This is a genomic window from Janibacter sp. Y6, assembly GCF_040900765.1.
GTDB lineage: Bacteria > Actinomycetota > Actinomycetes > Actinomycetales > Dermatophilaceae > Marihabitans > Marihabitans melonis.
This window is the reverse complement of record NZ_JAKLYZ010000003.1, coordinates 38,562-65,009: the sequence shown is the minus strand read 5'-3', so window position 1 is coordinate 65,009 and position 26,448 is coordinate 38,562. Positions and strand designations below refer to the sequence as shown.

Below are 26,448 nucleotides of genomic sequence, written 5' to 3'. Positions count from 1 at the left end.
AACCGGGACCGACGGTCAGACCGGGGGGATCCCCCGGCGCCGCTCGGAGAAGCGACGGTCCCGACCGCGCGCGTGCGCGAGCCGCCGGACGACGTCGGCACGCAGCTGCTCGGGCTCGACGACGTCGTCGATGACGAGGTCGGCGGCGAGCCGCTCGAGGTCGACGTCCTGCAGGTACTCCGCCCGCCGCGCCTCGACGAAGGCGTCGCGGGCCTCCACCCCTTCGCTGCTCTCGATCTCGGCGATCTTGTTCGCGTACACCGCGTTGATCGCCGCCTCGGGACCCATGACGGCGATCCGCGCGGTCGGCAGCGCGATCGTCGCGTCGGGCCCGAAGCCCGGGCCGCCCATCGCGTACAGCCCCGCCCCGTACGCCTTGCGCACGACGACGCACAGCTGCGGCACGGTGGCCGACGAGACCGCGGAGACCATCTTCGCGCCGTGCCGGATGATGCCGGCGCGCTCGACCTCGGAGCCGATCATGAAGCCCGGCACGTCGGCGAGGTAGACGAGCGGGATCGAGTACGCGTCGCACAGCCAGATGAAGCGGGCCGCCTTGTCGGCGCTGTCGGAGAAGAGGACGCCCCCCTTCGCCATCGAGTTGTTCGCGACGATGCCGACGCTCTCGCCGGCGACACGACCGATGCCCACGACGAGCTCGGGCGCGAAGAGGGGCTTGACCTCGAAGAAGGAGTCGTCGTCGACGAGCCCGTCGATGACGTCGTGGATGTCGAAGGGCTGGCTCTCGCGCTCGGGGATGTCGGCCGCGGTGAGCGGGCGCGCGGGCTCCTCCGGCTCGTAGGTCGGCAGGTCGGAGCGCCAGCTGAGCGGCAGGTAGGAGAACCACAGCCGGGCCAGCTCGATCGCCTCGGCGTCGTCCTGGACGAGGAGGTCGCCGACGCCGGAGACGGTGCAGTGCATGCGCGCCCCGCCCATCTCCTCGAGCGAGACCCGCTCCCCCACGACCATCTCGGCCATGCGCGGGCTGCCGAGGTACATCGAGGCGTTCCCCTCGACCATGATGACGAGATCGGTGAAGGACGGGATGTACGCGCCGCCGGCCGCGCTCGGCCCGAAGAGGCAGCAGATCTGCGGCACCTTGCCCGACAGCGCGACCTGGTTGTGGAAGATCCGTCCGGCACCGCGTCGACCGGGGAACATCTCGACCTGGTCGGTGATCCGCGCACCGGCGGAGTCGACGAACCAGAAGACGGGCAGCTCCTCGCGCAGCGCGGTCTCGGTGGCACGCACGATCTTCTCGACCGTGCGAGCGCCCCATGACCCCGCCTTGACCGTCGGGTCGTTCGCGATGACGATCACGGGCCGGCCGTCGACGAGGCCGCGTCCGGTGACGACGCCGTCGGCGGGGAGCCCGCTCGCCAGGGCGTTCGCGTACCGCCCGTCCTCGACGAAGGTCCCCTCGTCGAGGAGGAGGTCGATCCGGTCGCGCACGTAGAGCTTGCCCTGGTCGTCGAGCTTGGCCCTCGCCCGCTCGGTCGGCGCGGCCGAGGCGGCGTGCGCGGCACGCAGCCGCTCCCGGACCTCGGCGACCTTCGGGTCGGCGGGGTACCCGGGCGAAGGGGGCGTCACGCCGGCAGCCCGAGGTGGCGGGCGATGACCATGCGCTGCACCTCGGAGGTGCCCTCGCCGATCTCGAGGATCTTCGCGTCGCGGTAGAAGCGGGCGACCGGGTACTCCTCCATGAAGCCGTTGCCGCCGAAGACCTGGGTGGCGATCCGGGTCGCGGAGACCGCGGCCTCGGAGGTGTAGAGCTTGGCGATGCTCGCGGCCTTGGCGACCTCGGTGGCCGAGCGGCGCCCGCGGTCGTGCTCGTCCTTGAGCCACGCGGCCTTGTAGGTGAGCACGCGTGAGGTCTCGGCCATGAGGGCGAGATCGGCGACCTGGAAGCTGACGCCCTGGTTGGCGCCGATGGGGCGACCGAAGGCGGTGCGGGTCTTCGCGTACTCGGTCGACAGCTCGAGCATGCGCTGGGTGAGCCCGCACGCGAGCGCGGAGATCGCGATGCGCCCGTCATCGAGGGTCTTGAGGAACTGGCGGAAGCCGCGCCCCTCCTCGCCGAGGAGGTTCGCCTCGGGCACCCGGCAGCCGGCGAAGGTCAGGCCGTGCGTGTCGGAGATGTGCCAGCCGAGCTTGTCGTAGGGCGCCTCGACCGTGAAGCCCGGCGTGCCGCTCGGCACGAGGATCGCGCTGATCTGGGGGCGGCCGTCCTCTCCGGTGCCGGTGCGTGCGGTGACCGTGACGACCGAGGTGATGTCGGTGCCGGAGTTGGTGATGAAGGCCTTCGCCCCGTCGATGACCCAGTCCTCGCCGTCGCGCACGGCGCGGGTGCGGGTGCCCCCGGCGTCGGAGCCGGCGTCGGGCTCGGTGAGGCCGAAGCCGGCGAGGGCGCGCCCGCCGACGAGGTCGGGCAGCCAGGTCTGCTTCTGCTCGTCGGTGCCGTACGTGAGGATCGGGTTGATGCCCAGGCCCACGCCCGCCGAGAGGGTGATGCCGATCGACTGGTCGACGCGGCCGAGCTCCTCGATGGCGACGCACAGGGCGGTGAAGTCGCCGACGACCCGGCCGTCGCTCGTCTGCTCGTCGGCGCTGCCGCCGTACTCCGTCGGCACGACGAGGCCGAAGAGCCCCAGCTCACCCATCCGCGGCACGACCTCGGTCGGGAAGTGGTGGTCACGGTCCCACTGCGCGACGTGCGGCTCGACCTCGCTCTGCGCGAAGTCGCGCACCGCGACGCGGAAGTCCTCGTGGTCCTGGCTCAGCTCGAACATCGTCGTCCTCACGCTCTCTCTGGGGTCGCCAGTGCTTGACGTTGACGTCAACGTAAAGCACGATGCGGGCCATGACAAGTCCTCCCGCTCCCCCGTCGTCGGACCCCGACGAGCGGTCCCGGACGTGGACGATCCGCGAGATCGCCGAGGAGTTCGGCATCACGCACCGCACGGTGCGCCACTACGAGGAGCTCGGTCTCATCAGCCCCGAGCGGGTGGGCACGACCCGCGTCTACCGGCGCCGTGACCGCACCCGGCTCGCGCTCGTTCTGCGCGGGCGGCGCCTGGGCTTCCCGCTGGACGAGATCGCCAAGATCATCGACCTCTACGACGCGCCGCGCGGGCGGGCCAGCCAGCTCGAGTACGTCCTGGGGCAGATCGAGGAGCGCCGCGACGACCTCGAGCAGCGCCGCCGCGACATCGAGGACGCCCTCGCCGAGCTCGACACCTTCGAGCGGCGCTGCCGCGAGGACCTCGGGTCCCTCGCCCGCTGACCCCGACTTTCGTCGACGGGGCACGAGGCCCCCCTTCGCCCGCGTAGGGTGCGACGACATCGTGACGGCCGGACCCACCGGGGGGAGACGGCCGTCGGAGACGAAGGAGTCACGATGCGCACTGCGATCTCTGCTGCCCTCGCGGTCCCGACCGCGGCCACGCTGCTCGTCCTCGGGGGGACGAGCGCGAGCGCCGAGGACCGCTACACGATGACGCTCCGCGACACGATGGGCAACGGCAGCGGCGCCACGGCCACCGTGATCATGGACATCCACGACGACGAGATGACCCTGAAGATCACCGGCAAGGGCTTCGTGCCGAACGCGCCGCACGCCCAGCACTTCCACGGGTCCTTCGACGTCAACCAGGACTTCACCTGCCCGACGCCCGCGGCCGACGCGGACGGCGACGGCCAGGTGACGACGGAGGAGGGCCTGCCGACGTACGGCGACATCATCATCTCGCTGACGACGGAGGGCGACACGAGCCCGAAGAGCGGTCTGGCCGTCGACCGGATGCCCGTCGCGGACGCGAAGGGACGTCTCACGTACGAGCGCACCTTCCCCCTGCCGAACGGCTCGGGGCGCAAGCTGCGCAACCTCCACGTCGTCCAGCACGGCCTCGACTCCAACGGCAACGGGAAGTACGACCTCGGGGCCCTCGGCGAGTCGAGCTTCGCGCGCTCGGCCGGGGTGAAGGGCATCCCCGAGGAGGCGACGAACCCCGCGACGTGCGGCACCGTGAGCGGCGCCGCGGTCGGGGCGGCCCCGAGCGGTGGCGTCGACACCGGCGGCGGGTCGAGCGACGGGCTCGAGGCGAAGGGGGCCCTGGGCGGGGGCGCCGTCGCCATCCTCGCGGCCGGCGCGCTCGTCGCCTGCCGCCGGCGCCTGACCGGGGAGGGCTGAGCAGGCCCGGGCGGGCCCCCTTCGCGTCCCGTTGCTGCGGGGTGCTCAAGAAAAGATGCAACCTGTCCCATCCGACCTCGTGAGGACTCCGAACCCCTGTCACGACCGACCGACCCCAGGGGCCGGTCGACACCACGACAAGGGAGTCACGATGCGTACCCTGACCAAGGCCAGCATGGTCGTCCCGGCAGCGGCTGCGATGCTGCTCGCCAGCGCCACGGGCGCGAGCGCCGAGGACCGCTACTCGATGAAGCTGCTCGACACCATGGGCAACAACAGCGGCTCGTCCTCGACCGCCGACGTCACCGTCGACGGCGACGAGATGACGATCAAGATCCAGGGCAGCGGCTTCACCCCCAACTCGCCCCACGCCCAGCACTTCCACGGGTCCTTCGACGCCAACAAGGACTTCACCTGCCCCACCGCCGCGGACGACGCGGACGGCGACGGCCAGGTCAACACCGAGGAGGGTCTGCCTCGCTACGGCGACGTCATGATCTCGCTGACGACGAAGGGCGACACGAGCGCCAAGAGCGGCCTGGCCGTCGACCGCATGCCGGTCGCCGACGCCGACGGCAACCTCAGCTACGAGCGCACCATCGCGCTGCCGGCCGGTGCCGGCGCGAAGCTGAAGAACCTCCACGTCGTCCAGCACGGCCTGGACGCGAACGGCAACGACAAGTACGACATGGAGGCGCTCGGCGAGTCCAGCTTCGCCAAGTCGCTCGGCGTCGACGGCATCCCGGAGGAGGCCACGAACCCGGCCACCTGCGGCACCGTGAGCGGCGCTGCGGTCGGCGCGGCCCCGACCGGTGGCGTCGACACCGGTGGCGGCACGACCGACGGCGTGGAGTCGAAGGGGGCGCTCGGCGCCGGTGCCTTCGCGATCCTCGCCGCGGGCGCGATCGTCGCCACGCGTCGTCGTCCGGCCACAGAGCGCTGAGCGAGCCGTGTCGAAGCACGCCACTGACCGCAGTCGCCGCGCCACCGGCGTGGCGGCTGCGGTCGCGGCCCTCACCCTCGGTGGCGGGGGGCTGGTCGCCTACGGTCTGAGCCAGCAGGAGACGCGTGACCCCGCCTGGGTCGCCTCGTCCGACGGGTCGCACGAGGGTCATGGGATGTCGTCCTCGGCCGCCGAGCCGAGCGGCGCGAGCACCTCTGGGTCCTCGTCCGGCTCCGCGGGCTCCGCTGACCCCCACGCCGGGCACATGGGCATGGGCGGGTCCAGCTCGTCGGGCTCCTCGAGCCCCACCGCGGCGAAGAAGCCGGCCGCACGCTACGTCCGCCCCAGCGGCGAGACCCTCGCGCGCTCCCAGCCGACGAAGGTCCGCATCCCCTCCCTCGACGTCTCGAGCACGATCGGCGAGCTCGGTCTGCAGCAGGACAAGCGGATGGAGGTGCCGCAGGACGGCACGAGCACCGGGTGGTACACGGGCAGCCCCACTCCGGGCGAGCTCGGCCCGTCGGTCCTCGCTGCCCACGTCACGTGGGACAAGAAGCCCGCGGTCTTCTTCGACCTCGGGGCGATGAAGAAGGGCCAGAAGATCGAGGTCGACCGCAAGGACGGCACGACCGCGATCTTCTCCGTCGAGGACGTCGGGCAGTACCCGAAGTCCGACTTCCCGACCGACGACGTCTACGGCACCGTCGACCACGCCGCGCTGCGGCTCATCACGTGCGGCGGGTTCTTCGACGGCGAGACCGGCCATCACGTCGACAACGTCGTCGTCTACGCGAAGCTCGTCGGCTCGCGCTGACGACGCAGGGACTCAGCCCCGGGGGGAGGCTGAGCCGGAGGGGACTGAGCCGCAGGGGGGCTCAGCCGGCAACCGGTCGAGATAGCTGTCGATCTCGGCCGCGGTGGGGGCGGTCGCCGGTCCGCGCCGGGTGACCTTGATGGCACCCGCGGCGTTGGACCGGCGGCACGCCTCGACCCAGTCGGTGCCCCGGGCGCGCTCCGCGACGAGGACACCGGTGTGGCAGTCGCCGGCGCCGTTGGTGTCCACCGCCCGCTCCGGGTAGCCCGGCACGAGGGTCGCCGGCAGGTCGCCCGAGGCGACGGCGCACCCCTTCGCCCCGTCACGCACGACCGCCACCGCTCCCGGCGCGAGGTGCGAGAGAGCCGCCTGAGCGGCCATCGTCATCTCGCTCTCGCCGGTGAGCGCCTCGCCCTCCTCGGCGTTCGAGGTCCACACGTCGGTGAGGGCCAGCACACGGCGCCGCACCGGCTTCTCGAGCTCGGCGAAGATCGCCCCCGGGTCGAGCACGACGTGCACCTGCGCGGGCAGGCCCTCCAGCCAGCCGAGCAGCGGGTCGCGGGTGCGCCCGACGAGGCTGTAGCCGCTGACGCACACGAGGTCCCCCGCGACGGGCTGCGCGGTCTGAAGGGACTCGACGGTGATCTCGCGCTCGGCGAGCTGTGTCGTGACGAAGGTCCGCTCGCCGCCCGGCTCGAGCATGACGACGCAGATGCCGGTGTCCTCACCACGCACGACGGGCGCCGACACGCTCACCCCCTCGGCGGCGAGCGCCTCGCGCACGAGGTCGCCGTTGGGGCCCTCGCCGTGGGCGCCGGCGTGGACGCACGTCGCGCCCGAGCGGGCGGCCGCGAGCAGGATGTTGACCGCTCCCCCGGCGTAGCGCTCGTAGCCCGAGGCCATGGAGTTCGCGCCCCGGCGCGGCAGCGCGGGCACCTCGAGCACGGCGTCGACGAGGGCCTGTGCGGTGTGGATCACCCGGGGTGGCATGCGGCGATCGTAGGCGCAGCGGGCACACTGACGGCCATGACCGCCGCGCGCCGCTTCACCTCCGTCGAGCACACCTCGGCCGCCCTCGCGGAGGCGGGGTACATCGCCTCCGACGCCATCGCGACGACGGTGTACCTCGCCGACGTCCTCGGCAAGCCGCTGCTCGTCGAGGGGCCCGCGGGCGTGGGCAAGACCGAGCTGAGCAAGGCGGTCGCCACGGCGACCGGCGCCGAGCTCATCCGGCTGCAGTGCTACGAAGGGGTCGACGAGGCCCGCGCCCTCTACGAGTGGAACCACGCGAAGCAGCTGCTGCGCATCACCGCCGCCGGCGCGCACCACGACACCACCGGCGCGGACGAGGCCGACTGGCATCACGTGCGCGACGACATCTTCACCGACGAGTTCCTCCTCGACCGCCCGCTGCTCAAGGCGGTCCGCTCCGAGCACCCGAGCGTGCTCCTCGTCGACGAGCTCGACAAGGCCGACGTCGAGATCGAGGGGCTGCTCCTGGAGATCCTCTCCGACTTCGCCGTGACCGTCCCCGAGCTCGGCACGATCACCGCACGGCACACCCCCTTCGTCGTCCTCACCTCCAACGCGACGCGCGAGCTCTCCGAGGCGCTGCGGCGCCGGTGCCTCTACCTGCACATCGACTACCCCGAGGCCGCGCTCGAGCAGCGCATCGTCTCGCTCAAGGTCCCCGAGCTCGACGCGACGCTCGCCGAGTCGGTCGTCCGTCTCGTGGGCGCGCTGCGCGAGATGCGGCTGCGCAAGTCGCCGTCGGTGGCTGAGACCATCGACTGGGCACGCACCCTCATCGCCCTCGGCGGCGACAGCCTCGACCCCGAGCTCGTGCGCTCCAGCCTCGGCGTCCTGCTCAAGCACCAGGAGGACATCGACACCGCGACCGCGCGGCTGGACCTCACCCGTGCCCTCGCCTGACCTCGACGCGACGACGGGCGACCCGCTGACGCGGCGGGTCGTCGACCTCGCCCGCGCGCTGCGCCAGCACGGCGTCTCCGTCGGGCCGTCCGAGAGCGTCGACGCGGCCGCCGCGTGCGCCGCCCTCGGCGTCACCGACCGCGAGCGTCTGCGCGCCGGGGTGGCCGCCGCGATGATGCGGCGCGAGGGTGACCGGGCGGTCTTCGACCAGCTCTTCGACATCTACTTCCCGGCGGCCGTCGGCGACCGGACCGAGGTCGGCGAGGTCGAGGCGGCCCGCGACCCCGCGAGCGCGCGCGAGGCGGCCGCCCGCCTGCGCGACGAGCTCGCCGACGCGCTGGCTGCCGACGACACGGCCGCTCTCGACCGGCTCGCCGCCCGCGCGGTCGCCGAGCTCGGCGCCCTCGCCAACGAGGCGACGACCGGCAGCTACTCCGCGGCCCAGGCGCTCGAGCGGCTCGCCCCCCAGACCGCGATCGCGGCCGCCCTCCAGCGTGCCCGCGACGCCGGCCGGGTCGTCTCGGGCTCGGGCGAAGGGGGCGGTGGCGGCGGCTCCGGCAGCGGCGGCACGCAGGGCGGCGGGTCAGGTGGCGGGTCTGGCGCGGGCGAGCAGGTGGAGTCGCTGACCGACCGCTTCGACCGCGACGAGATCCGCGGGCGGGTCGCGGGCTTCCGCCGACGGGTGGAGCGCGAGGCGACCCGGCGCAACGCCGAGGTCCGCGGGGCGGAGCGGATCAGCCGCTACGGCGTGCGAGACCCCCTGGCGCGCAAGGACTTCCTGCTCACCGGGACGACCGAGGCGGGCGAGCTGCAGGCGGCGATCCGACCGCTCGCCCGCAAGATCGCGGCGCGGCTCGCGGCCCGGCAGCGCCGCGCGTCGCGGGGGTCGGTCGACATCCGGCGCACCCTGCGGCGGGCGATGTCGACCGGAGGGGTGCCGGTGCGCCCGGCCTACAAGCACCGCCACCGTTCGCGCGCGGACGTCGTGCTCGTGTGCGACATGTCCGGCTCGGTGTCGGGCTTCTCGCGCTTCACGATGCTGCTGCTGCAGGCGCTGTCGACGCAGTTCCGGCGCGTGCGCTTCTTCGGCTTCGTCAACATCTGCGACGACATCACCGAGATCGTCACGAGCGCGCGGGTCGGCGAGGACATCCGCACCGAGGTCGCGCAGCGCGCGAGCATGTCGCGCTGGCACGGCAGCAGCGACTACGGCAGCGCGCTCACGGACTTCGTCGACCGCTGGCTCGACGCCGTCGGCCCCCGCAGCACGGTGCTCGTCCTCGGCGACGCCCGGACCAACGGCACCGAGCCGCACGTCGAGGCGCTGCGCACCATCGCCGCGCAGGCCCGCCACGTCGTGTGGCTCAACCCCGAGCCGCGGGCCCAGTGGGACAGCGGGGACTCCGTCGCCGGCCGCTACGGGCAGGTCGTCGACATGCACGAGGTCCGCAACCTCGACCAGCTGCGCCAGTTCGTCGCCCGCGCCCTCCCGGTCTGACCCACCCCTCCCCCGTCGCCGACCCCCTTCGCCCGGCCTCCCCCGTCGCCCGCCTCCTCGCCCGGCCTCCGACAAAACCCTGCCAGCAGCCTTTCGACGTGGCGGGACCCCGTCGAAGGGGTCCTGGCACGTCAAGACCCAGCCAGCAGGGTCTTGTCGGAGGGGGGACAGGATCTCCACGAGATCTCCAGATCGACCTCCGAAGGCCTGCAGGTGGGGCTCCCTAGCCTGGGCTCATGCCGCTCGATCCCGTCCCCGCGCCGCGTCGCGTCCTCGTCGTCGAGGACGACCCGACGATCAACCAGGCCCTGTGCGACCGCTTCGCCGCGGAGGGCTTCGCCGTCGAGCGGGCGGTCGACGGACCGGGCGCGGTCGACACCTTCGAGCGCACCGCGCCCGACGTCGTCGTCCTCGACCTCATGCTCCCCGGCTTCGACGGCCTCGAGGTGATGCGCCGGATCCAGCCGCTGCGCCCCGTGCCGGTGCTCGTGCTCACCGCCCGCGACGAGGAGGCCGACGTCGTCCTCGGTCTCGGGCTCGGTGCGGACGACTACCTCACCAAGCCCTTCCGGATGCGCGAGGTGCTCGCCCGCGTGCACGCCCTGCTGCGCCGGGTCGACCGCGCCCGCGAGCTCGCCGACCCGGGTACGCCGGTGCTGCGGCACGACGGCCTCGAGCTCGACCCGCGGACCCGGCGCTGCACCGTCGAGGGCACGGAGGTGCACCTCACGCCCACGGAGTTCGACCTGCTCGCGCTGCTCTGCGCCGACCCCGGCACCGTCGTGCGGCGCGAGCGCATCGTCGCCGAGCTGTGGGGCTGGGACGAGAGCCTGGCCAGTCGCACCCTCGACAGCCACGTCAAGGCGGTCCGGGCGAAGGTGGGCGCTCACCGTCTGCGCACCGTCCACGGCGTCGGGTACGCCCTGGCCGACGAGGCGCCGTGATGGACCGTCGCGAGCCCCTCGCCGGCGTCACCTCGATCCGCACCCGGCTCGCCGTGCTCGTCGGCGCGAGCGTCGTCGTCGCCGCGCTCGTCGGTGCGCTGGGCACCGACGTCGGTGTGCCGCTGTGGATCTCGCTCCCGGTCACGATCGCCCTCGCGCTCGTCGTGACGCGCTGGCTCGCCACGGGGATGACGACGCCGCTGCGCGAGATGACGGCGGCGGCGAGCCGTGTCGCGGCCGGTGACTACGACGTGCGGGTCACCGACTCGGGGACCGCCGAGATCGGTGCCCTGTCGCGCGCGCTGTCGTCGATGGCCCACGACCTCGGCGCCGCGGACGAGCACCGGCGTCGTCTCGTCGCGACCGTCGCCCACGAGCTGCGGACCCCCCTCGCGGCGCAGCAGGCCCTCCTGGAGAACCTCGTCGACGGCGTCACGGCACCCGACGACGCCGCGCTGCAGCAGGCGCTGCACCAGTCCGAGCGGCTCGGGGCGCTCGTCGCCGACCTGCTCGACCTCTCCCGCGACGACGGGCGCGGCGCGCCGATGACCCCGCAGCGCCTCCCCGTGCGCGAGCTCCTCGACCGCGCCGTCGGCGAGGCCGCGCTCCAGAGCCGCTCGGTCGAGCTCGTCGCGCGCGTCGACCCCGAGGACCTCGTCGTCACCGCCGACCGCGGTCGCCTGCAGCAGGTGCTCGCCAACCTCGTCGACAACGCCCTGCGCCACTCCCCCGAGGCGGGCACGGTCACCCTTCGTGCGGCGCTGGCCGGACCCGACCACTGGTCGCTCGTCGTGGAGGACGAGGGGCCCGGCCTCGCGCCCGACCGCGCGGAGCGGCTCTTCGACCGCTTCGGCAGCGGCGGCGACGCGGCCGGCGGCACCGGGCTCGGCCTGGCCATCGTCGGCTGGGTCGCGGCGATGCACGGCGGCCGGGTCGAGGCCCTCCCGCCGCGAGAGGGCTCCTCCCCTGGCGCCCGGTTGCGCATGACCCTGCCCCTCGACCCCTCCGCCCGACTCCAGGAGCCCGTGATGAGCACACCCGACCCCGCCCTGCCCGCACCGACGGTGCCGGCCGTCGCACCGCTGCCCGATGTGCTCGACCAGCCCCGCGGCTGGGTCCGCCGGTGGTGGCCGGAGCGCGACGAGCGCCCGCAGACGCGGGCCGTCGGGGTGGCGCTGGCCGTCGGCGCGCTCGCCGCCGTCGTGCTCCCCGGGCACGACCCCGGCCTCGGGCTGCTCCTCGTCCTCGTGGCGGGCGGGGTGAGCCTGTGGGTCGCCTCGCCGCGCCGGTCGCGCCCGCTCTCCTTCGTCGTCGCCGCGCTCGCGGTGCCGCTCGCCCTGACGACGGTGCTGCGGGCCGACTTCGGGCTCGTGGTGCTCGCCCTGCTCACCGGCGCGGTGCTCGCGATGCTCGCGTGCACCGGTGCCCGCTCCCTGCCGGGTGTCGCCGCGGGTGTCCTCGCCTGGCCGGCCGCCGCGATGCGCGGCCTGCCCCTGCTCGACCGGACCCTGCGGGCGAGCGCACGCCGAGGACAGGTGTGGTCGACGGTGCGGGTGGCCGCGATCTCGCTCGTGCTGCTCCTCGTCTTCGGCGGGCTGCTCGCCAGCTCCGACGCCGTGCTCGGCTCCTGGGTCGACGCCGCGCTGCCGGAGATCGGGGACGACGCCGTCTTCCGGGTCTTCACCTTCGTCTTCTTCGCCGGCGTCACGCTGTGCGGTCTCTACGTCGCGATCAACCCGCCGGCCGTCGACGAAGTCGAGCCCAGCGCGGCCGTCGGCTACCGGGTGCCACCGCGGGAGTGGCAGGTGCCGCTCGTCGTCGTCATCGCCGTCTTCGTCGCCTGGCTCGCGGCCCAGGCCGCCTCGCTCGTCGGCGGCCACGAGTACGTGCTGCGCACGACCGGAGTCACCTACGCCGAGTCCGCCCGCGAGGGGTTCGCCCAGCTCGCCCTCGTCACCGCGCTGACGATCGGGCTCGTCAGCCTCGTGCGCACGTGGGGTCGCGCGGAGCGCGCGGCCGACCGGCGCCTGCGCACCGGGCTCTGCACCGCCCTGTGCGTGCTCGCCCTGCTCGTCGTCGGCTCGGCCCTGCGCCGCATGGTGCTCTACCAGGAGGCCTACGGGTGGACCGTCACGCGGGTGGCCGCGGACCTGCTCGAGATCTGGTTCGGCGTCGTGCTCCTCGGCGTCCTCGTCTCGCTCTACGTGCCCTGGCGGCGGTGGTCGGGCCGCTTCGTCGTCCTCACCGGTGCGGCGACGATGCTCGTCCTCACGGTCGGCGACGTCTCCGCCTTCGTCGCCGGGCGCAACATCGCGCGCTACGAGGCGACGGGGCGGATCGACACCGAGTACCTCACGTCGATGAGCGCGGACGCCGCGCCGACGATCCACGCGAGCTCGCTGCCCCGAGACGTCAAGGCCTGCGCGCTGGCCCGGTGGTCCGACCCGGACGAGGGGGTGCCGGCGTGGAACCTCTCGCGGCACCGCGCCCAGGAGATCGCCCGCGTCTACGTCGACGACCCGGCCGCCGCGACCTGCCCGTCCGGACCCCGCTGGTCCTAGTCCCCCACGGCCGTCGCACGTCGGGCGTAGCCTGACGGCGATGCGTCCAGCGACCTCGTCACTGGCGACCCTGAGCCGCCTCGTGCGCCCCACGCACGCCTCAGCGTGCGTGGGGTGGTCCGCGCACGCGGAGGGGGTCGACCGTCTCCTCGCCTCCTTCGCAGCAGTCCCCTCCGAGCAGCAGGTCCGGCTGGCCAAGCGCACCTCGAACCTCTTCCGCGAGCGCTCGCGCGCACGCGGGCCCGGCCTGGACACGAGCGGTCTCACCGGGGTCGTCGAGATCGACCCGGCGACCCGCACCGCCGAGGTCCAGGGGATGTGCACCTACGAGACGCTCGTCGACGCGACCTTCGCGCACGGGCTCCTCCCGCTCGTCGTCCCGCAGCTGAAGACCATCACCCTCGGTGGTGCCGTCACCGGGCTCGGCATCGAGTCGACCTCCTTCCGCCACGGCCTGCCGCACGAGTCGGTGCGCTCGATGGACGTGCTCACCGGGACCGGCGAGGTCGTCACCGCCTCCCCCGACGGGACCGCCGACGAGCAGGCCCTGTGGCGCGGCTTCCCCAACTCCTACGGCAGCCTCGGCTACGCGGTGCGGCTGCGCATCGAGCTCGAGGAGGTGCCCCCCTTCGTCGTCCTGCGCTCGGTGCGCCTGGACGACCTCGACGCCGTGCAGGACACCCTCGCCCGGGTGGCCGAGACCGGCGCGCACGACGGCGAGCGGGTGGACGCGGTCGACGCCGTCGTCTTCGCCGCGGACGAGTGCTACGTCGTCCTCGCCCGGTGGAGCGACGAGCCCGGGCCGACGAGCGACTACACGGGCCAGCAGGTCTACTACCGTTCGCTCCAGCACCCGAGCGGCACGGCCCACGACCGCCTCACCATCCGCGACTACGTGTGGCGCTGGGACACCGACTGGTTCTGGTGCTCGCGCGCCTTCGGCGCCCAGGACCCGCGGGTGCGGCGGCTGTGGCCGAGGCGATGGCTGCGCAGCAGCGTCTACTGGCGTCTCGTGGCCCTCGACCGCCGGTTCGCGGTCGCCGACCGGCTCGAGCGCCGCGCCGGCCGCCCGCCCCGTGAGCGCGTGGTCCAGGACGTCGAGGTCGAGGTCGGGCGCACCGCCGACTTCCTGCGGTGGTTCCTCGCCGAGGTGCCGGTCGAGCCGGTGTGGCTGTGCCCGCTGCGGATGCGCGAGAGCTCCGAGGCCCCCGGTGCCGACCGCCCGTGGCCGCTCTACCCCCTTCGTCCCGGGCGCACCTACGTCAACATCGGCTTCTGGTCGACGGTGCCCGCCACCCCCGGCGACCCGAGCGCCTGCAACCGCGCCGTCGAGCAGGCCGTGGGGCGCATGGGCGGGCACAAGTCCCTCTACTCCGAGGCCTTCTACGACGAGGCGACCTTCGCCGCCCTCTACGGCGGTGATCACGCGCTCCGCCTCAAGACCCGCTTCGACCCCGGGTCCCGCTTCCCGACCCTCTACGACAAGGCGGTCCGACGACGATGACGACGACCCGCGACCGGATGAGCGTCGCCGAGATCCTCCAGGCCTTCCTGCCCGCCGACGCACCGCTGCGGGTGTGCGCCTACGACGGGTCGGTCTTCGGCTCCCCGGACGCCCGCCTCGAGATCGAGGTCCTCTCCCCGCGCGCGGTGCAGCACGTCGTCACCGCGCCGGGCGACCTCGGGCTGGCCCGGGCCTACCTCTCCGGCGAGCTGCGGCTCGGGGGCGTGCACCCCGGAGCCCCGCACGACCTCTTCGCCGTCCTCGAGCACCTGCGCGAGGAGGTCGCCCGCCGCCCCGACGCCCGCACCCTGGCCCGGGTGGCACGCTCGCTCGGGCCGTCGGCCGTGCGACGCCCACCGGTCCCGGACCTCGAGGCACCGCCCGGCTGGCAGCGGGCCCTGCACGGGCTGCGCCGGCACACCCGGGCCCGCGACCTCGAGGTCGTCTCCTCCCACTACGACGTGTCGAACCGCTTCTACGAGCTCGTCCTCGGGCCGTCGATGACGTACACGTGCGCCGTCTACCCCGACGAGGGGACCACCCTCGAGCAGGCGCAGGAGCACAAGTACCGCCTCGTGCACGACAAGCTCTCGCTCGCCCCGGGTGACCGGCTCCTCGACCTCGGCTGCGGGTGGGGCGGCATGGTGCGCCATGCCGCCCGTCGTGGGGTGCGCGCGCTCGGTGTCACCCTCAGCGCCGAGCAGGCCGCGTGGGCGCAGCGCGAGATCGAGCGCGAGGGTCTGGGCGATCTCGCCGAGGTGCGCCTGCAGGACTACCGCGACGTGCCCGAGCGGGACTTCGACGCCGTGAGCTCGATCGGGATGACCGAGCACATCGGGCGCGACCACTACGGCGAGTACTTCGGCGAGGTCCGCGAGCTGCTGCGCCCCGGCGGGCTCTTCCTCAACCACTGCATTACCCGGCCGGTCACCTCCGGGCCGGCCCGCGCCGGCCGCTTCATCGACCGCTACGTCTTCCCCGACGGCGAGCTGAGCGCCGGCGGCACGGTGCTCGCGGCGATCCAGGACGCCGGGCTCGAGGTGCACCACGCCGAGAACCTGCGCCAGCACTACGCACGCACCCTCGCGGGCTGGTGCGCGAACCTCGTCGAGCACTGGGACGAGTGCGTCGCCGAGGTCGGCGAGCCGAAGGCCCGGCTGTGGGGCCTGTACATGGGCGCCTGCCAGTACGGCTTCGAGACCGATGTCACCGAGCTCTTCCACGTCCTCGCCCAGCGGCCGCTGGCACCCCGCCGGCCGGCGCCGGTCCCCCTTCGCCCGTGGTGGGGCGGGTAGCCCGGCCTCGACGCGACGAAGGACCCGACCAGCCGGCCGGGTCCTTCGTCGTCGAGCCGTCGCTCAGGCGTCCTTGCCGAAGGTGGTGGGGTCCGGGCCAATCCGCCCGTCCGAGCGGTCGAGGCCCTCGATGGCCTTGAGGTCGTCGTCGTCGAGCGTCACCTCGGTCGCCGCGAAGTTCTCCGCGATGCGCGACGGGGTGACCGACTTGGGGATGACGACGTGGTCGAGGGCGAGGTGCCAGGCGATGACGACCTGCGCCGGGGTCGCGTCGTGCTTGCGGGCGAGGTCGAGGATCACCTCGTCCTGGAGCAGCTCGCCGCCCTGGCCCAGCGGGCTCCACGCCTGGGTGACGACGGCGTGCGAGCGGTGGAAGTCGCGCAGCTCGCGCTGCTGGAAGTACGGGTGCAGCTCGACCTGGTTGATCGCCGGCATGATGCCGGTGAGGTCGCTGACGCGCTGGAGGTGCTCGGGCTTGAAGTTGCACACGCCGACGGCCCGGGTGAGCCCCTCCTCGCGGACCGCGAGCAGCGAGCGCCACGCCTGCGCGTAGCGGTCGGCCGCCGGGACCGGCCAGTGCATGAGGTAGAGGTCGACCTGCGCGAGGCCGAGGCGCTCGAGCGAGCCGCGCAGCGCGGTCCGCACCGTGTCGACGTCGCCCTGGTCGTCGTTCCACAGCTTCGTCGTGACGAAGATGTCCTCGCGCGGGTACGGCGCGTGCTCGAGCGCGCGGCCCACGCCGGCCTCGTTGCCGTAGATCCGCGCTGTGTCGATGTGCCGGTAGCCGGCACCGAGCGCAGCCGCGACCGGCGCCTCGACCTGGTCGTCGTCGACCTGGAAGACGCCGAAGCCGAGCTGGGGGATGTCGACGCCGCCGGAGGAGGGGTCGAGGTGCACGTTCTTCACATCAGCCATGTCCTCGACCCTAGGCGCTGCAGCCCCGGCCCGGCCCCCTCGCGCGGGCCGTTGTCCAGGTCATAGTCACCTCACGACCGGCGCCCGCACGACCCCGCTACAGTCCCCCTCATGGCCATCAGCAAAGTCCTCATCGCCAACCGTGGCGAGATCGCAGTCCGTATCGCCCGCGCGTGCAAGGACCACGGCATCGGCTCGGTCGCCGTCTACGCAGACCCCGACCGCGAGTCGCTGCACGTCACGGTGGCCGACGAGGCCTACGCCCTCGGCGGCACGACGCCCGGCGACTCCTACCTGCTGCAGGACAAGCTCATCGAGGTCGCCCGGCAGGCCGGCGCGGACGCGGTCCACCCCGGCTACGGCTTCCTCGCCGAGAACGCCGAGTTCGCCCAGGCCGTCATCGACGCCGGGCTGACCTGGATCGGCCCCTCCCCCGAGGCCATCGACGCGCTCGGCGACAAGGCCAAGGCCAAGCACATCGCCGTCAGGGCGCAGGCCCCCCTCGCGCCCGGCACGAAGGACCCGGTCAAGGACGCCGACGAGGTCGTCGCCCTCGCCCAGGAGTTCGGGCTGCCGGTCGCCATCAAGGCGGTCTACGGCGGTGGCGGGCGCGGTCTCAAGGTCGCCCGCACCCTCGAGGAGATCCCCGAGCTCTACGAGTCGGCGGTGCGCGAGGCGGTCACCGCCTTCGGCCGCGGCGAGTGCCTCGTCGAGAAGTTCCTCGACCGCCCGCGCCACGTCGAGACCCAGTGCCTGGCCGATCAGCACGGCAACGTCGTCGTCGTCTCGACCCGCGACTGCTCGCTGCAGCGCCGCAACCAGAAGCTCGTCGAGGAGGCGCCCGCGCCCTTCCTCACCGACGAGCAGAACGCCGAGCTCGTCCGCGCCTCGAAGGCCATCCTGCGCGAGGCCGGCTACGTCGGCGCCGGGACCTGCGAGTACCTCGTCGCCCAGGACGGCACGATCAGCTTCCTCGAGGTCAACACCCGCCTGCAGGTCGAGCACCCGGTGACCGAGGAGGTCACCGGCATCGACCTCGTGCGCGAGCAGTTCCGCATCGCCGACGGCGAGGAGCTCGGCTTCGACGACCCCGCGCCGCGCGCCCACTCCTTCGAGTTCCGGATCAACGGCGAGGACGCCGGCCGCGGCTTCATCCCCGCCCCGGGCACCGTCTCGGCGATGACGATCCCGCAGGGCCCGGGCGTGCGCTGGGACGCCGGCATCGTCGCCGGCGACACCGTCGCCGGCGCCTTCGACTCGATGATCGCCAAGCTCGTCGTCACCGGCAGCACCCGTGAGCAGGCCCTGGCGCGCTCCCGCCGTGCGCTCGACGAGCTGCAGGTCGAGGGCATGCCGACCGTCCTGCCCTTCCACCGCAAGGTCGTCTCCGACCCCGCCTTCGCCCCCGCGGACCCGCAGGAGGCCTTCTCCGTGCACACGCGCTGGATCGAGGAGGAGATGGTCAACGACATCGCCCCCTACGGCGGAGAGGTCGCCGAGGGCGAGGAGACCGGTGAGCGCCAGCGCGTCACCGTCGAGGTCGGCGGCAAGCGCCTCGAGGTCGTCCTGCCCGCCGGGCTCGCGCTCGGTGGCGGTGGCGGTGCCACCGCCAAGAAGAAGGCCCCCCGCCGCAGCGGCGGCAAGAGCGGCGGCGCCGCCGCCTCCGGCGACTCCCTCACCGCGCCGATGCAGGGCACGATCGTCAAGGTCGCCGTCGAGGAGGGGCAGAGCGTCGCCGAGGGCGAGCTCGTCCTCGTGCTCGAGGCGATGAAGATGGAGCAGCCGATCACCGCGCACAAGGCCGGCACCATCACCGGCCTCGCCGCCGAGGTCGGGGCCACCGTGAGCAACGGCGCCGTCCTCGCCGAGATCACGGATGCCGACGGCGCCTGACCCTCCGCGCGGACGACGAAGGGGGGCGGTCACCGGATTGGTGACCGCCCCCCTTCGTCGTGCGGTGGTGCGACGGGCGCTCGCGCGCCGCCCGCTCAGCCGCGCAGCTCCTCGCCACCGGGCGGGGTGCCGTCGGTCTGCGTCTGGGGGTCGAACTCAGGCTGGGTGCCCGGCAGCGGGTCGGGGTCGCTCTGCGGCGGCGGCCCTGGGGTCGGCGTGCCGCCCGGCTGGGGCTCGGGGGTGACGCCCGGCTGCGGGCTCGGCTCGCCGCCCGGGGTCTCGCCGGGCACCGCGGGGGCGTTCGGGTCGCCGGGCTGGGCATCGCCCTGCGCGGGCGGGACGGGGTTGGGTGCGGGGATCTGCTGGTCGCTCATCCGGGCCTCCTCATCGGTCCCGGCGGACGCTCCGCCGGGCCGCTCCCGACGCTACGCCGCGATCAGGCCTCGGTGGGGTGCAGGCGCCGGGCCGCCTCGGCGAGCGTGCCGCTCAGCGAGGGGTAGACGGTGAAGGTGGCGGCGACCTGGTCGACGCTCAGCCTGTTCTGGACCGCGAGGGAGAGCGGGAAGATCAGCTCCGAGGCGCGCGGGGCGACGACGACGCCCCCGAGCACGGTGCCCGCGCCGCGCATCGAGAACATCTTGACGAAGCCCTCCGAGATGCCGAGCATCTTCGCCCGCGGGTTGCGCGCGAGCGGCATCGTCACGGCCTCGACCTCCTCGCTGGCCTCGGCCTGCGCCGCGGTCATGCCGACCGTGGCGATCTCGGGGTCGGTGAAGACGTTGGCGCTCACGGCGCCGAGACGAAGGGGGGCCACCGCGTCGCCGAGCGCGTGGGACATGGCGATCCGGCCCTGCATGGCCGCGACGGAGGCGAGTGCGAAGACGCCGGTGCAGTCGCCGGCGGCGTAGACGCCGCGCACCGACGTGCGCGAGACGCGGTCGACGGCGACGTGCCCGGACTCGCTGAGCTCGACCCCGGCCTCCTCGAGCCCGAGGCCCGAGGTCTGCGGCACGGCACCGACGGCGATGAGCACGTGGCTGCCCTCGACCTCGCGGCCGTCGGTGAGGGTGACGACGACGCCGTCCCCGCGGCGCTCGGCGGAGGCCATCCGCGACCGGTTGAGCACGGTCATCCCGCGCCGGCGGAAGACGTCCTCGATGACGGCCGCGGCGTCCTGGTCCTCCCCGGGCAGGACGAGGTCGCGCGAGGAGACGAGGGTGACGCGGGCGCCCAGGCCGAGGAAGCCCTGCGCGAGCTCGGCACCGGTGACGCCCGAGCCGACGACGACGAGGTGCTCGGGCAGCTCGGTGAGCCCGTAGATCTGCTGCCACGTGAGGATGCGCTCGCCGTCGGGCTGCGCCGTGGGCAGCACGCGCGGGGTGGCACCGGTCGAGACGAGCACGACGTCGGCCTCGAGCCGCTCGTCCCCCTCGTCGGTCGTCGCGACGACGACACCGGGCGACTCGAGACGGCCCGTGCCGGAGACGCCCCGCACGCCGACCTCGTCGAGACGGGCGGAGATGTCGCTGGACTGGTGGGCGGCGAGGTCGAGCACGCGGCGGTTGACCTCGCCCAGGGCGGCGACCGTGTCGGTGACGGCGTCGCCCTCGCCGTCCTCGAGGTGGACGCCGAGGTCAGCAGCTGTCTCGAAGGCCGACATGTAGTCGGCGGTGGCGATGAGGGTCTTGCTCGGCACGCAGTCGGTGAGCACCGCCGCGCCGCCGATGCCGTCGCGGTCGACGATGGTCACCCGCGCACCGAGGTGCGCGGCGACGAGGGCCGCCTCGTACCCGCCGGGGCCGCCGCCGATGATCACCACAGAGCTGTCGCGCGTCGTCACGGCCCCCATCCAACCACCCCGGCCGGGGCGCGGCGGTGGCCGCTCAGCCCGCGATAGCCTGCCCCCCGTGCATGACGACCCCGCCGCCCTCGACCTCGACGACCCCGCGACCGACCCGATGGACGTGGCCCGTGCCGCAGCAGCGGTGATCGCGGAGCGCACCGGGGCGCCGCGTCACGACGTCGCCCTCGTCCTCGGCTCGGGGTGGGGCCAGGCCGGCGACCTCGTCGGCGAGACCCTCGCGAGCATCGAGCAGGACGAGGTGCCGGGCTTCGCCCGGGCCAGCGTCGCGGGGCACTCGGGCGTCATGCGCTCGGTCGCCATCGGCGAGACGGGGCGTCGCGCCCTCGTCTACGGCACCCGCACGCACTACTACGAGGGTCGCGGCGTCCGGGCCGTCGTGCACGCGATCCGCACCGCGGCCGCCGCCGGGTGCTCGACCGTCGTGCTCACCAACGGCTGCGGCGGGCTGCGCCCCCAGTGGGGCCCGGGCACCCCGGTCCTCATCAGCGACCACATCAACCTCACGGCGACCTCGCCGATCGAGGGCGCGACCTTCGTCGACCTCACCGACCTGTACTCGAGCCGGCTGCGCGCCGTGGCCCGCGAGGTCGACCCGGGCCTGGACGAAGGGGTCTACGTCCAGTTCCGCGGTCCGCACTACGAGACCCCGGCCGAGGTGCGCATGGCCGGCACCCTGGGCGGCGACCTCGTCGGCATGTCGACCTCGCTCGAGGCGATCGCCGCCCGCCAGGCCGGTCTCGAGGTCCTCGGCATCTCACTCGTCACCAACCACGCCGCCGGCGTGAGCGACCAGCCGCTCTCGCACGACGAGGTCGTCGCCGCCGGGCAGGCCGCCGCGCAGCGCTGCGGCCGGCTGCTCGCCGACATCGTCGGCCGGATCTGACCGGGCCCGCCATGAGCTACACCGGGCGACACTCCGACGCCGCGTCCGCGGACTCCGACCTGCTCGACGCGGCCCGCGACTGGGCCGCCGACGACCCCGACCCCCAGACCCGCGCCGAGCTGCTCGACGTCGTCGACGTCGCCGCGGCCGGCGGCCCCGGCGCGGAGGCGGCCCTGGCCGACCTCGCCGACCGCTTCAGCGGGATGCTCGAGTTCGGCACCGCCGGGCTGCGCGGCGCCATCGGCGCAGGGCCCAGCCGGATGAACCGCTCGGTCGTCATCCGTGCGGCCGCCGGCCTCACCGCGACGATCGCCGCCGACCAGGCGGCCCGCGCGGGCGCCGAGGAGGGGGGCTCCCCCTTCGCCCCGGCGGACGTGCCCGTCGTCGTCATCGGCTACGACGCCCGCCACGGCTCCGACGTCTTCGCGCGCGACACGGCCGCCGTCGTCACCGCCGCCGGCGGGCGCGCGATGGTGCTGCCGCGCACCCTGCCCACGCCCGTGCTCGCCTTCGCGACGCCGTGGACCGGGGCCGACGCCGGCGTCATGGTCACCGCGAGCCACAACCCGCCGCAGGACAACGGCTACAAGGTCTACCTCCACGACGGCAGCCAGATCGTGCCTCCCGTCGACGCCGAGATCGCCGGGCACATCGCCGCGATCCGCCGCACCGCCGACGTGCCGCTCGCGGAGGACGGGTGGGTGACCCTCGACGAGGGGGTCGTCGACGCCTACCTCGACGCGATCACCTCGCTCGTGCCCGCCGGCTCGCCGCGCGACGTGCGCATCGTCCACACCGCGCTGCACGGCGTGGGCACGGAGACGGTCACCGCGGCGCTCGACCGGGCCGGCTTCCCCGAGCCGGTCCTCGTCGCCGAGCAGGCCGAGCCCGACCCCGACTTCCCCACCGTCGCCTTCCCCAACCCCGAGGAGGACGGCGCGCTCGACCTCGCGCTCGCCGCTGCCCGGGGTGCCGACGCCGACGTGCTCATCGCCAACGACCCCGACGCCGACCGGTGCGCGGTGGCCGTGCCGAGCCCCGACGTCGAGGGCGGCTGGCGGCTGCTGCGCGGCGACGAGCTCGGCGCGCTGCTCGGCAGCCACCTCATCATGCGCGGGGTGCCGCAGGGGCACGCCTTCGCGTGCTCGATCGTCAGCTCCCGCCTGCTCGCCGCGATGTGCGCAGGGGTGGGCGTGCGCCACGAGGAGACGCTCACCGGCTTCAAGTGGATCAGCAAGGTCGACCGGCTCGCCTACGGATACGAGGAGGCCCTCGGCTACTGCGTCGCACCGCAGTGGGTCAAGGACAAGGACGGCGTGAGCGCCGCGCTGCTCGTCGCCGAGCACGTCGCGATCCTCAAGTCGCACGGGCGCACCCTGCTCGACGTCCTCGACGACCTGCACCGGGAGTACGGCGTGCACGCGACCGACAGCTTCTCCGTGCGGGTCGAGCGGGTCGAGCAGGTCGCCCCGATCATGCAGCGGCTGCGCACCGCTCCCCCGGCCGCCGTCGCCGGTGTCGAGGTGACGCGGTGCGACGACCTCGCCGAGGGCGTCGACGGGCTGCCCCCGACCGACGCGCTGCGCTGGTACCTCGCCGACGGGTCGCGCGTCATCGTGCGTCCGTCGGGCACCGAGCCCAAGCTCAAGGTCTACCTCGAGGCGGTCGAGCAGGTGCGGGGCGACGACCTCGTCGGTGCGCGGTCGGTCGCGGACGAGCGGCTCGCCGCCCTGCGCGCGGACCTCACCGCCCTCACGGCGCTGTGACCGGCCGGGCCCACCACCCACCGCGCCGCCACGACGAGCCCGTGCGACGCGGCCGCGTCGTCGTGCTCGCCGGCCCCTCAGGCAGCGGCAAGTCGCGCCTGGCCGACCGGCTCGCCGAGCGCTTCGGCTGGCCCGTCGTCCGGCTCGACGACTTCTACCTGCCCGAGGACCACCCGGACCTGCCCCGCAGCGCCGAGCTCGGCATCGCCGACTGGGACGACCCGCGGTCGTGGGACGGCGAGGCCGCGGCGGAGTGCATCGACCGGCTGCTGCGCGAGGGCTACGCCGAGGCGCCGGTCTACGACATCTCGACCTCGTCGGTCGTCGGGCGGCACGAGCTGCGCAGCCGCCCGGGCGACCTCGTGGTCACCGAGGGGATCTTCGCCGCCGAGATCATCCCCGAGCTGCGCGCCCGCGGCCTGCTCCACTCGGCGTGGTGCGTGCGGCACCGACGACTCGTGACCTTCGCGCTGCGGCTCGTGCGCGATCTCGCCGAGCGGCGCAAGCCGCCGCTCACGCTCGTGCGTCGCGGGCTCGTGCTGCTGCGCGAGGAGCCGGCGGTCGTCGCCGGGCACGTCGCCGCCGGCGCCCGGGCGGCCAGCCCCCGCACCGTCGAGCGGCTCCTCGTGTCGACCGCGCAGCGGTCGCGCTGAGCCCGCCCGCATGCGCCGTACCCTGGTGCGCATGAAGGCCTACTCCCCCGGCGACACCCTCACCGTCCAGGACGTCGCCGATCTCGTCGACCACGCCCTGCTCAAGCCCGAGCTGACGCCGCAGGAGGTCTCCGCGGCCGTCTCCGAGCTCGCCGCCCAGCGCATCTGGAGCGTCTGCGTGCGCCCGAGCGACGTCGCCCTCGCCGCGCAGACGATCGCCGCCGTCGAGGGCTCCCCCACGCGCGTGTGCACGGTCATCGGCTTCCCCCACGGCACGACGACGACGGCGACGAAGGTCGCCGAGTCGCAGCAGGCCCTCGCCGACGGTGCCACCGAGCTCGACATGGTCCTCAACATCGGCCGCCTGCGCGGCGGGGACGTCCAGGCCGTGCGCGACGACATCGCCGCGGTCGTCGAGGTGGGCCACGCCGCCGGCGTGCTCGTCAAGGTGATCTTCGAGACCGCGCTGCTCGACGAGCGGGCGAAGATCGACGCCTGCCGGGCGAGCGCCGACGCCGGCGCGGACTTCACGAAGACCTCGACCGGCTTCGCCGGCGGAGGGGCGACCCTCGCCGACGTGCGCCTCATGCGCGAGCACACCCCCGAGGGCATGGAGGTCAAGGCGTCCGGGGGTGTCCGCGACATCCCGACCCTGCTCGCGATGCTCGCCGAGGGCGTCACCCGGATCGGCACGTCGAGCACGCAGACCTTGCTCGCCGAGGCCGAGCGCTACGCCGCCTCGGGCGACCTCGTCGTGCCCCACCCGGGCCAGGACTGCGCCGTCCCCGCCGTCACCGGGTACTGACCGTCGCTGGTCGAGGTGCGAGCGCCCGCCAGGGCGTGAGCCTCGAGACCGTCGACCGAGCGACCACGGTCACCGCGCTCCCCTCGAGGCGCGGTGACCGTGCCCGCGCTCAGCGACGGGCGGCGCGGATGGCGTCGCGGGCGCGGTCCACGAGCGCGACGGCGGGACCGAGCGCGAGGTTGGCCGTCGCCGACTCCACCCCGGCGTGCGGGTGGGTGGGCGCGGCCAGCTCGGCCGCCTGCACGAGCGTGAGCATGCCCCGGCGCTCGCTCTCGGAGCAGTACTGGCGCACCCGGTTGAACTCGTAGCGCTGCTCGGCGAGCGCGTGGGTGATCACCGCGGTGCGCAGCAGCGCGAAGAGCGGGTCGAAGCGCGGGTCGTCGACATCCATCCCGTCGAGCTCCCCGAGCACCTGCTTCGCGGCGTTCTCCTCGTCGAGGCGGTCCTCGACGACCCCGTGCTCACCGGCGATCCGGCGAGCGACCGGGTGGAGCACCTCTTCCTCGACGGTCTCGTGCACCGAGAGCATCCGCACCACGGTCTCGAAGGCGTCGCGCTTGGCCTCGCCGGTGCTCGTCATCACCTCGTGCATGAGGTCGCGGACCTGCATGTGCTGCGCGACGAGCCGGTCGACGACGTCGGGCGCCGGCATGACGCCGAAGGGCATCGCGACGTGCCCGTCGGCGTGCTCCTGGGGCGCCATCACAGACCGCCCAGGCGCTCGGCGCGCTGCGCGGCGTCCTGCGGGTACGGACCCGCCTGCGTCGAGCGGTAGTCCTCGCCGCCGAACATCTCGCGGTGCCGCTCGACGACAAGGTCCGAGGCCGGGGTCGTGCCGCTGTGCAGCGTCTCCTGCATCCGCACGAAGCGCTCGTGCTGGTCGCCGACGTACCCGGTGCCGAGCGTCGTGAGGTCCATCTGCGTGCCGAGCAGGTGGCGCAGGTACTCCTTGTTCGGCTCGAAGGTCAGCACGTCCGGCAGCTCGCCCGGCAGCAGCTCCTCGGGGTCGCGGTCCTCGTGGGTGCGCACGAGGTCGCACGCGGCGTGCAGCTGGCCGATCTCCATCTGCAGGTGCAGCTCCCAGATCGCCTTGATCTTCGGGTCGACCTCCTGCTCGAAGAACGAGTGGTAGAGGTAGCACTCGTTGTACTCGTGCAGGAGCAGCTGCTCGAACCAGCTGAGGCTGCCGTCCCCGAGCGACTCGTAGTGCGTGACGTGCTCCTCCTCGACCATCCCGATCTCCTGGTAGAGCTGGCGGGCGATCGGCTCCATGTACTGCGGGCCGACGTTGGCGTAGAAGTTCAACGTCTGCTGCTCGGCCGAGAGGATCGTCAGCTGGTGCAGCTTCGACAGAGCGGCGGCGCTGCGCCCGTCCATGTTCTCGCGGACGTTGTCGAAGGGGTGGCGGTGGTGCGCCCGCGTCGGCCGTCCCGGCATGACCTCGGTGAGCTCGTCGACGAGCTTCTCGGCCTTGCGGTGCTCGATCATCTCGTAGAGGTTCGCGTACCGGTAGAGGTGGTCGAAGTCCTCGAGGACGCCGAACTCGTAGGCCTGGCGCAGGTACGCGTCGGGCTCGTTGCGCGCGACCCACGACGTGAGGTCGGTCGCGACCTGCTCGTAGGCGATCGTCGTCTCGAGCACCGAGGACCACCCCGGCAGCAGCCAGTTGACGACCTTCTGCTGCTGGTGGTCGACGTAGCGCGACAGGGCGAGCTGGCGCTGCAGCTCCTTGTCGTTCGTGTGCCGCGTCATCTGGTGGCTGAAGCTCAGCGCCTCGACCTCGATGCCGTTCATGACGATGACGCGGCAGCGCGTGTACGGGTGGACGGTGTCGGGGTCGAAGGGCTCGACGTTGAGCTCTTGCCAGCTGCGGATCGAGTCCTCGGGCGCGATGCCCTTCTCGGCCAACGGGTTGAACGCCATGGGTCTCTCCAGTGACTTCGGGGGGCCCCGACCGTGCGATCGGGTTCCTTCGTCACCGAAGGAGCG

23 protein-coding genes are annotated in these 26,448 nt (G+C 73.6%); 15 read left to right on the top strand and 8 right to left on the bottom strand.

What is annotated here, in order from left to right; translation table 11 throughout:
- Positions 1 to 15: 15 nt before the first annotated feature.
- Positions 16 to 1,590, bottom strand: a complete 1,575-nt coding sequence (locus L6241_RS07880; protein ID WP_368245650.1) for an acyl-CoA carboxylase subunit beta — start codon at positions 1,588 to 1,590, stop codon at positions 16 to 18.
- Positions 1,587 to 2,789 carry an acyl-CoA dehydrogenase family protein gene (locus L6241_RS07875; RefSeq protein WP_368245649.1) on the bottom strand — a complete coding sequence of 401 codons (1,203 nt, stop codon included), beginning with the start codon at positions 2,787 to 2,789 and terminating at the stop codon, positions 1,587 to 1,589. Before L6241_RS07875 ends, L6241_RS07880 begins: the two co-directional genes overlap by 4 nt.
- A 71-nt stretch (positions 2,790 to 2,860) precedes the next feature.
- Here L6241_RS07875 and L6241_RS07870 point away from each other — a divergent pair, with 71 nt between their 5' ends.
- The 4 genes from L6241_RS07870 (at position 2,861) to L6241_RS07855 (ending at position 5,946) form a co-directional block, all read left to right on the top strand.
- Positions 2,861 to 3,283, top strand: a complete 423-nt coding sequence (locus tag L6241_RS07870) for a MerR family DNA-binding transcriptional regulator (RefSeq protein ID WP_157090042.1) — start codon at positions 2,861 to 2,863, stop codon at positions 3,281 to 3,283.
- A 114-nt stretch (positions 3,284 to 3,397) separates the two neighbouring features.
- Positions 3,398 to 4,189, top strand: a complete 792-nt coding sequence (locus L6241_RS07865; RefSeq protein ID WP_368245648.1) for a hypothetical protein — start codon at positions 3,398 to 3,400, stop codon at positions 4,187 to 4,189.
- A gap of 151 nt (positions 4,190 to 4,340) precedes the next feature.
- Complete coding sequence (locus tag L6241_RS07860) at positions 4,341 to 5,132, top strand: hypothetical protein (protein WP_368245647.1); 792 nt, start codon at positions 4,341 to 4,343, stop codon at positions 5,130 to 5,132.
- A 175-nt stretch (positions 5,133 to 5,307) separates the two neighbouring features.
- Entirely contained in the window at positions 5,308 to 5,946 is a 639-nt protein-coding gene (locus L6241_RS07855; RefSeq protein WP_368245646.1) for a class F sortase, read from the top strand.
- Positions 5,947 to 5,958: 12 nt separating this feature from the next.
- On the opposite strand, the gene L6241_RS07850 is transcribed toward L6241_RS07855, so the two are convergent.
- Complete coding sequence (locus L6241_RS07850; protein ID WP_368245645.1) at positions 5,959 to 6,936, bottom strand: PfkB family carbohydrate kinase; 978 nt, start codon at positions 6,934 to 6,936, stop codon at positions 5,959 to 5,961.
- Positions 6,937 to 6,972: 36 nt separating this feature from the next.
- Between L6241_RS07850 and L6241_RS07845 the strand changes: the two genes are divergently transcribed.
- The 6 genes from L6241_RS07845 (at position 6,973) to L6241_RS07820 (ending at position 15,680) form a co-directional block, all read left to right on the top strand.
- Positions 6,973 to 7,878 carry an AAA family ATPase gene (locus L6241_RS07845; protein ID WP_368245644.1) on the top strand — a complete coding sequence of 302 codons (906 nt, stop codon included), beginning with the start codon at positions 6,973 to 6,975 and terminating at the stop codon, positions 7,876 to 7,878.
- Positions 7,865 to 9,376 carry a VWA domain-containing protein gene (locus tag L6241_RS07840; protein WP_368245643.1) on the top strand — a complete coding sequence of 504 codons (1,512 nt, stop codon included), beginning with the start codon at positions 7,865 to 7,867 and terminating at the stop codon, positions 9,374 to 9,376. Before L6241_RS07845 ends, L6241_RS07840 begins: the two co-directional genes overlap by 14 nt.
- Positions 9,377 to 9,612: 236 nt before the next feature.
- Positions 9,613 to 10,320 carry a response regulator transcription factor gene (locus tag L6241_RS07835; protein WP_368245642.1) on the top strand — a complete coding sequence of 236 codons (708 nt, stop codon included), beginning with the start codon at positions 9,613 to 9,615 and terminating at the stop codon, positions 10,318 to 10,320.
- Positions 10,320 to 12,881 carry a DUF4153 domain-containing protein gene (locus tag L6241_RS07830; RefSeq protein ID WP_368245641.1) on the top strand — a complete coding sequence of 854 codons (2,562 nt, stop codon included), beginning with the start codon at positions 10,320 to 10,322 and terminating at the stop codon, positions 12,879 to 12,881. The genes L6241_RS07835 and L6241_RS07830 overlap by 1 nt, the downstream gene beginning before the upstream one ends.
- Positions 12,882 to 12,921: 40 nt before the next feature.
- Positions 12,922 to 14,385, top strand: coding sequence for an FAD-binding oxidoreductase (locus L6241_RS07825; RefSeq protein WP_368245640.1), 1,464 nt, complete (start codon positions 12,922 to 12,924; stop codon positions 14,383 to 14,385).
- On the top strand, positions 14,382 to 15,680 hold the full coding sequence (locus L6241_RS07820) for a class I SAM-dependent methyltransferase (protein ID WP_368245639.1): 1,299 nt from the start codon (positions 14,382 to 14,384) through the stop codon (positions 15,678 to 15,680). Before L6241_RS07825 ends, L6241_RS07820 begins: the two co-directional genes overlap by 4 nt.
- A 63-nt stretch (positions 15,681 to 15,743) precedes the next feature.
- On the opposite strand, the gene L6241_RS07815 is transcribed toward L6241_RS07820, so the two are convergent.
- On the bottom strand, positions 15,744 to 16,595 hold the full coding sequence (locus tag L6241_RS07815; RefSeq protein ID WP_368245638.1) for an aldo/keto reductase: 852 nt from the start codon (positions 16,593 to 16,595) through the stop codon (positions 15,744 to 15,746).
- Positions 16,596 to 16,706: 111 nt separating this feature from the next.
- On the opposite strand from L6241_RS07815, the gene L6241_RS07810 reads away from it, so the two are divergent.
- Positions 16,707 to 18,488, top strand: coding sequence for a biotin carboxylase N-terminal domain-containing protein (locus tag L6241_RS07810; protein WP_368245637.1), 1,782 nt, complete (start codon positions 16,707 to 16,709; stop codon positions 18,486 to 18,488).
- Positions 18,489 to 18,583: 95 nt separating this feature from the next.
- On the opposite strand, the gene L6241_RS07805 is transcribed toward L6241_RS07810, so the two are convergent.
- Both L6241_RS07805 and L6241_RS07800 read right to left on the bottom strand, forming a co-directional pair.
- Positions 18,584 to 18,862 carry a hypothetical protein gene (locus L6241_RS07805; protein WP_068273406.1) on the bottom strand — a complete coding sequence of 93 codons (279 nt, stop codon included), beginning with the start codon at positions 18,860 to 18,862 and terminating at the stop codon, positions 18,584 to 18,586.
- Positions 18,863 to 18,924: 62 nt separating this feature from the next.
- Positions 18,925 to 20,490: an NAD(P)H-quinone dehydrogenase gene (locus tag L6241_RS07800; RefSeq protein ID WP_368245636.1), complete on the bottom strand. Its 1,566-nt coding sequence runs from the start codon at positions 20,488 to 20,490 to the stop codon at positions 18,925 to 18,927.
- Between L6241_RS07800 and L6241_RS07795 the strand changes: the two genes are divergently transcribed.
- The 4 genes from L6241_RS07795 to deoC are packed head-to-tail and all read left to right on the top strand — an operon-like array spanning position 20,447 to position 24,459.
- Positions 20,447 to 21,235 carry a purine-nucleoside phosphorylase gene (locus L6241_RS07795; RefSeq protein WP_368246065.1) on the top strand — a complete coding sequence of 263 codons (789 nt, stop codon included), beginning with the start codon at positions 20,447 to 20,449 and terminating at the stop codon, positions 21,233 to 21,235. The two genes, L6241_RS07800 and L6241_RS07795, sit on opposite strands and share 44 nt — an antisense overlap.
- An 11-nt stretch (positions 21,236 to 21,246) precedes the next feature.
- Entirely contained in the window at positions 21,247 to 23,001 is a 1,755-nt protein-coding gene (locus L6241_RS07790; RefSeq protein WP_123091157.1) for a phospho-sugar mutase, read from the top strand.
- A gap of 41 nt (positions 23,002 to 23,042) precedes the next feature.
- A complete protein-coding gene (locus L6241_RS07785) occupies positions 23,043 to 23,654 on the top strand; it encodes a uridine kinase (RefSeq protein WP_224766920.1) in 612 nt (203 codons plus the stop codon).
- Positions 23,655 to 23,685: 31 nt separating this feature from the next.
- Positions 23,686 to 24,459 (top strand): deoxyribose-phosphate aldolase, encoded by a 774-nt coding sequence (deoC, locus tag L6241_RS07780; RefSeq protein WP_123091158.1) that lies wholly within the window; start codon positions 23,686 to 23,688, stop codon positions 24,457 to 24,459.
- A 109-nt stretch (positions 24,460 to 24,568) separates the two neighbouring features.
- Here deoC and L6241_RS07775 read toward each other — a convergent pair whose 3' ends face one another.
- Together L6241_RS07775 and L6241_RS07770 are read right to left on the bottom strand one after the other, a co-directional pair.
- A complete protein-coding gene (locus tag L6241_RS07775; RefSeq protein WP_368245635.1) occupies positions 24,569 to 25,162 on the bottom strand; it encodes a hemerythrin domain-containing protein in 594 nt (197 codons plus the stop codon).
- The gene (locus L6241_RS07770) at positions 25,162 to 26,382 is read right to left on the bottom strand and encodes a hypothetical protein (protein WP_368245634.1); all 1,221 of its coding nucleotides are present in this window, start codon (positions 26,380 to 26,382) and stop codon (positions 25,162 to 25,164) included. The genes L6241_RS07775 and L6241_RS07770 overlap by 1 nt, the downstream gene beginning before the upstream one ends.
- Positions 26,383 to 26,448 lie beyond the last annotated feature (66 nt).

Excerpts from the sequence above, each read along its gene's own strand:
- L6241_RS07875 (WP_368245649.1), bottom strand. The coding sequence starts at position 2,789 with ATGTTCGAGCTGAGCCAGGACCACGAGGACTTCCGCGTCGCGGTGCGC.
- L6241_RS07870 (WP_157090042.1), top strand. The coding sequence starts at position 2,861 with ATGACAAGTCCTCCCGCTCCCCCGTCGTCGGACCCCGACGAGCGGTCC.
- L6241_RS07865 (WP_368245648.1), top strand. The coding sequence starts at position 3,398 with ATGCGCACTGCGATCTCTGCTGCCCTCGCGGTCCCGACCGCGGCCACG.
- L6241_RS07860 (WP_368245647.1), top strand. The coding sequence starts at position 4,341 with ATGCGTACCCTGACCAAGGCCAGCATGGTCGTCCCGGCAGCGGCTGCG.
- L6241_RS07855 (WP_368245646.1), top strand. The coding sequence starts at position 5,308 with ATGTCGTCCTCGGCCGCCGAGCCGAGCGGCGCGAGCACCTCTGGGTCC.
- L6241_RS07850 (WP_368245645.1), bottom strand. The coding sequence starts at position 6,936 with ATGCCACCCCGGGTGATCCACACCGCACAGGCCCTCGTCGACGCCGTG.
- L6241_RS07845 (WP_368245644.1), top strand. The coding sequence starts at position 6,973 with ATGACCGCCGCGCGCCGCTTCACCTCCGTCGAGCACACCTCGGCCGCC.
- L6241_RS07835 (WP_368245642.1), top strand. The coding sequence starts at position 9,613 with ATGCCGCTCGATCCCGTCCCCGCGCCGCGTCGCGTCCTCGTCGTCGAG.
- L6241_RS07830 (WP_368245641.1), top strand. The coding sequence starts at position 10,320 with ATGGACCGTCGCGAGCCCCTCGCCGGCGTCACCTCGATCCGCACCCGG.
- L6241_RS07825 (WP_368245640.1), top strand. The coding sequence starts at position 12,922 with ATGCGTCCAGCGACCTCGTCACTGGCGACCCTGAGCCGCCTCGTGCGC.
- L6241_RS07820 (WP_368245639.1), top strand. The coding sequence starts at position 14,382 with ATGACGACGACCCGCGACCGGATGAGCGTCGCCGAGATCCTCCAGGCC.
- L6241_RS07815 (WP_368245638.1), bottom strand. The coding sequence starts at position 16,595 with ATGGCTGATGTGAAGAACGTGCACCTCGACCCCTCCTCCGGCGGCGTC.
- L6241_RS07810 (WP_368245637.1), top strand. The coding sequence starts at position 16,707 with ATGGCCATCAGCAAAGTCCTCATCGCCAACCGTGGCGAGATCGCAGTC.
- L6241_RS07805 (WP_068273406.1), bottom strand. The coding sequence starts at position 18,862 with ATGAGCGACCAGCAGATCCCCGCACCCAACCCCGTCCCGCCCGCGCAG.
- L6241_RS07795 (WP_368246065.1), top strand. The coding sequence starts at position 20,447 with ATGGACGTGGCCCGTGCCGCAGCAGCGGTGATCGCGGAGCGCACCGGG.
- L6241_RS07790 (WP_123091157.1), top strand. The coding sequence starts at position 21,247 with ATGAGCTACACCGGGCGACACTCCGACGCCGCGTCCGCGGACTCCGAC.
- deoC (WP_123091158.1), top strand. The coding sequence starts at position 23,686 with ATGAAGGCCTACTCCCCCGGCGACACCCTCACCGTCCAGGACGTCGCC.
- L6241_RS07775 (WP_368245635.1), bottom strand. The coding sequence starts at position 25,162 with ATGGCGCCCCAGGAGCACGCCGACGGGCACGTCGCGATGCCCTTCGGC.
- L6241_RS07770 (WP_368245634.1), bottom strand. The coding sequence starts at position 26,382 with ATGGCGTTCAACCCGTTGGCCGAGAAGGGCATCGCGCCCGAGGACTCG.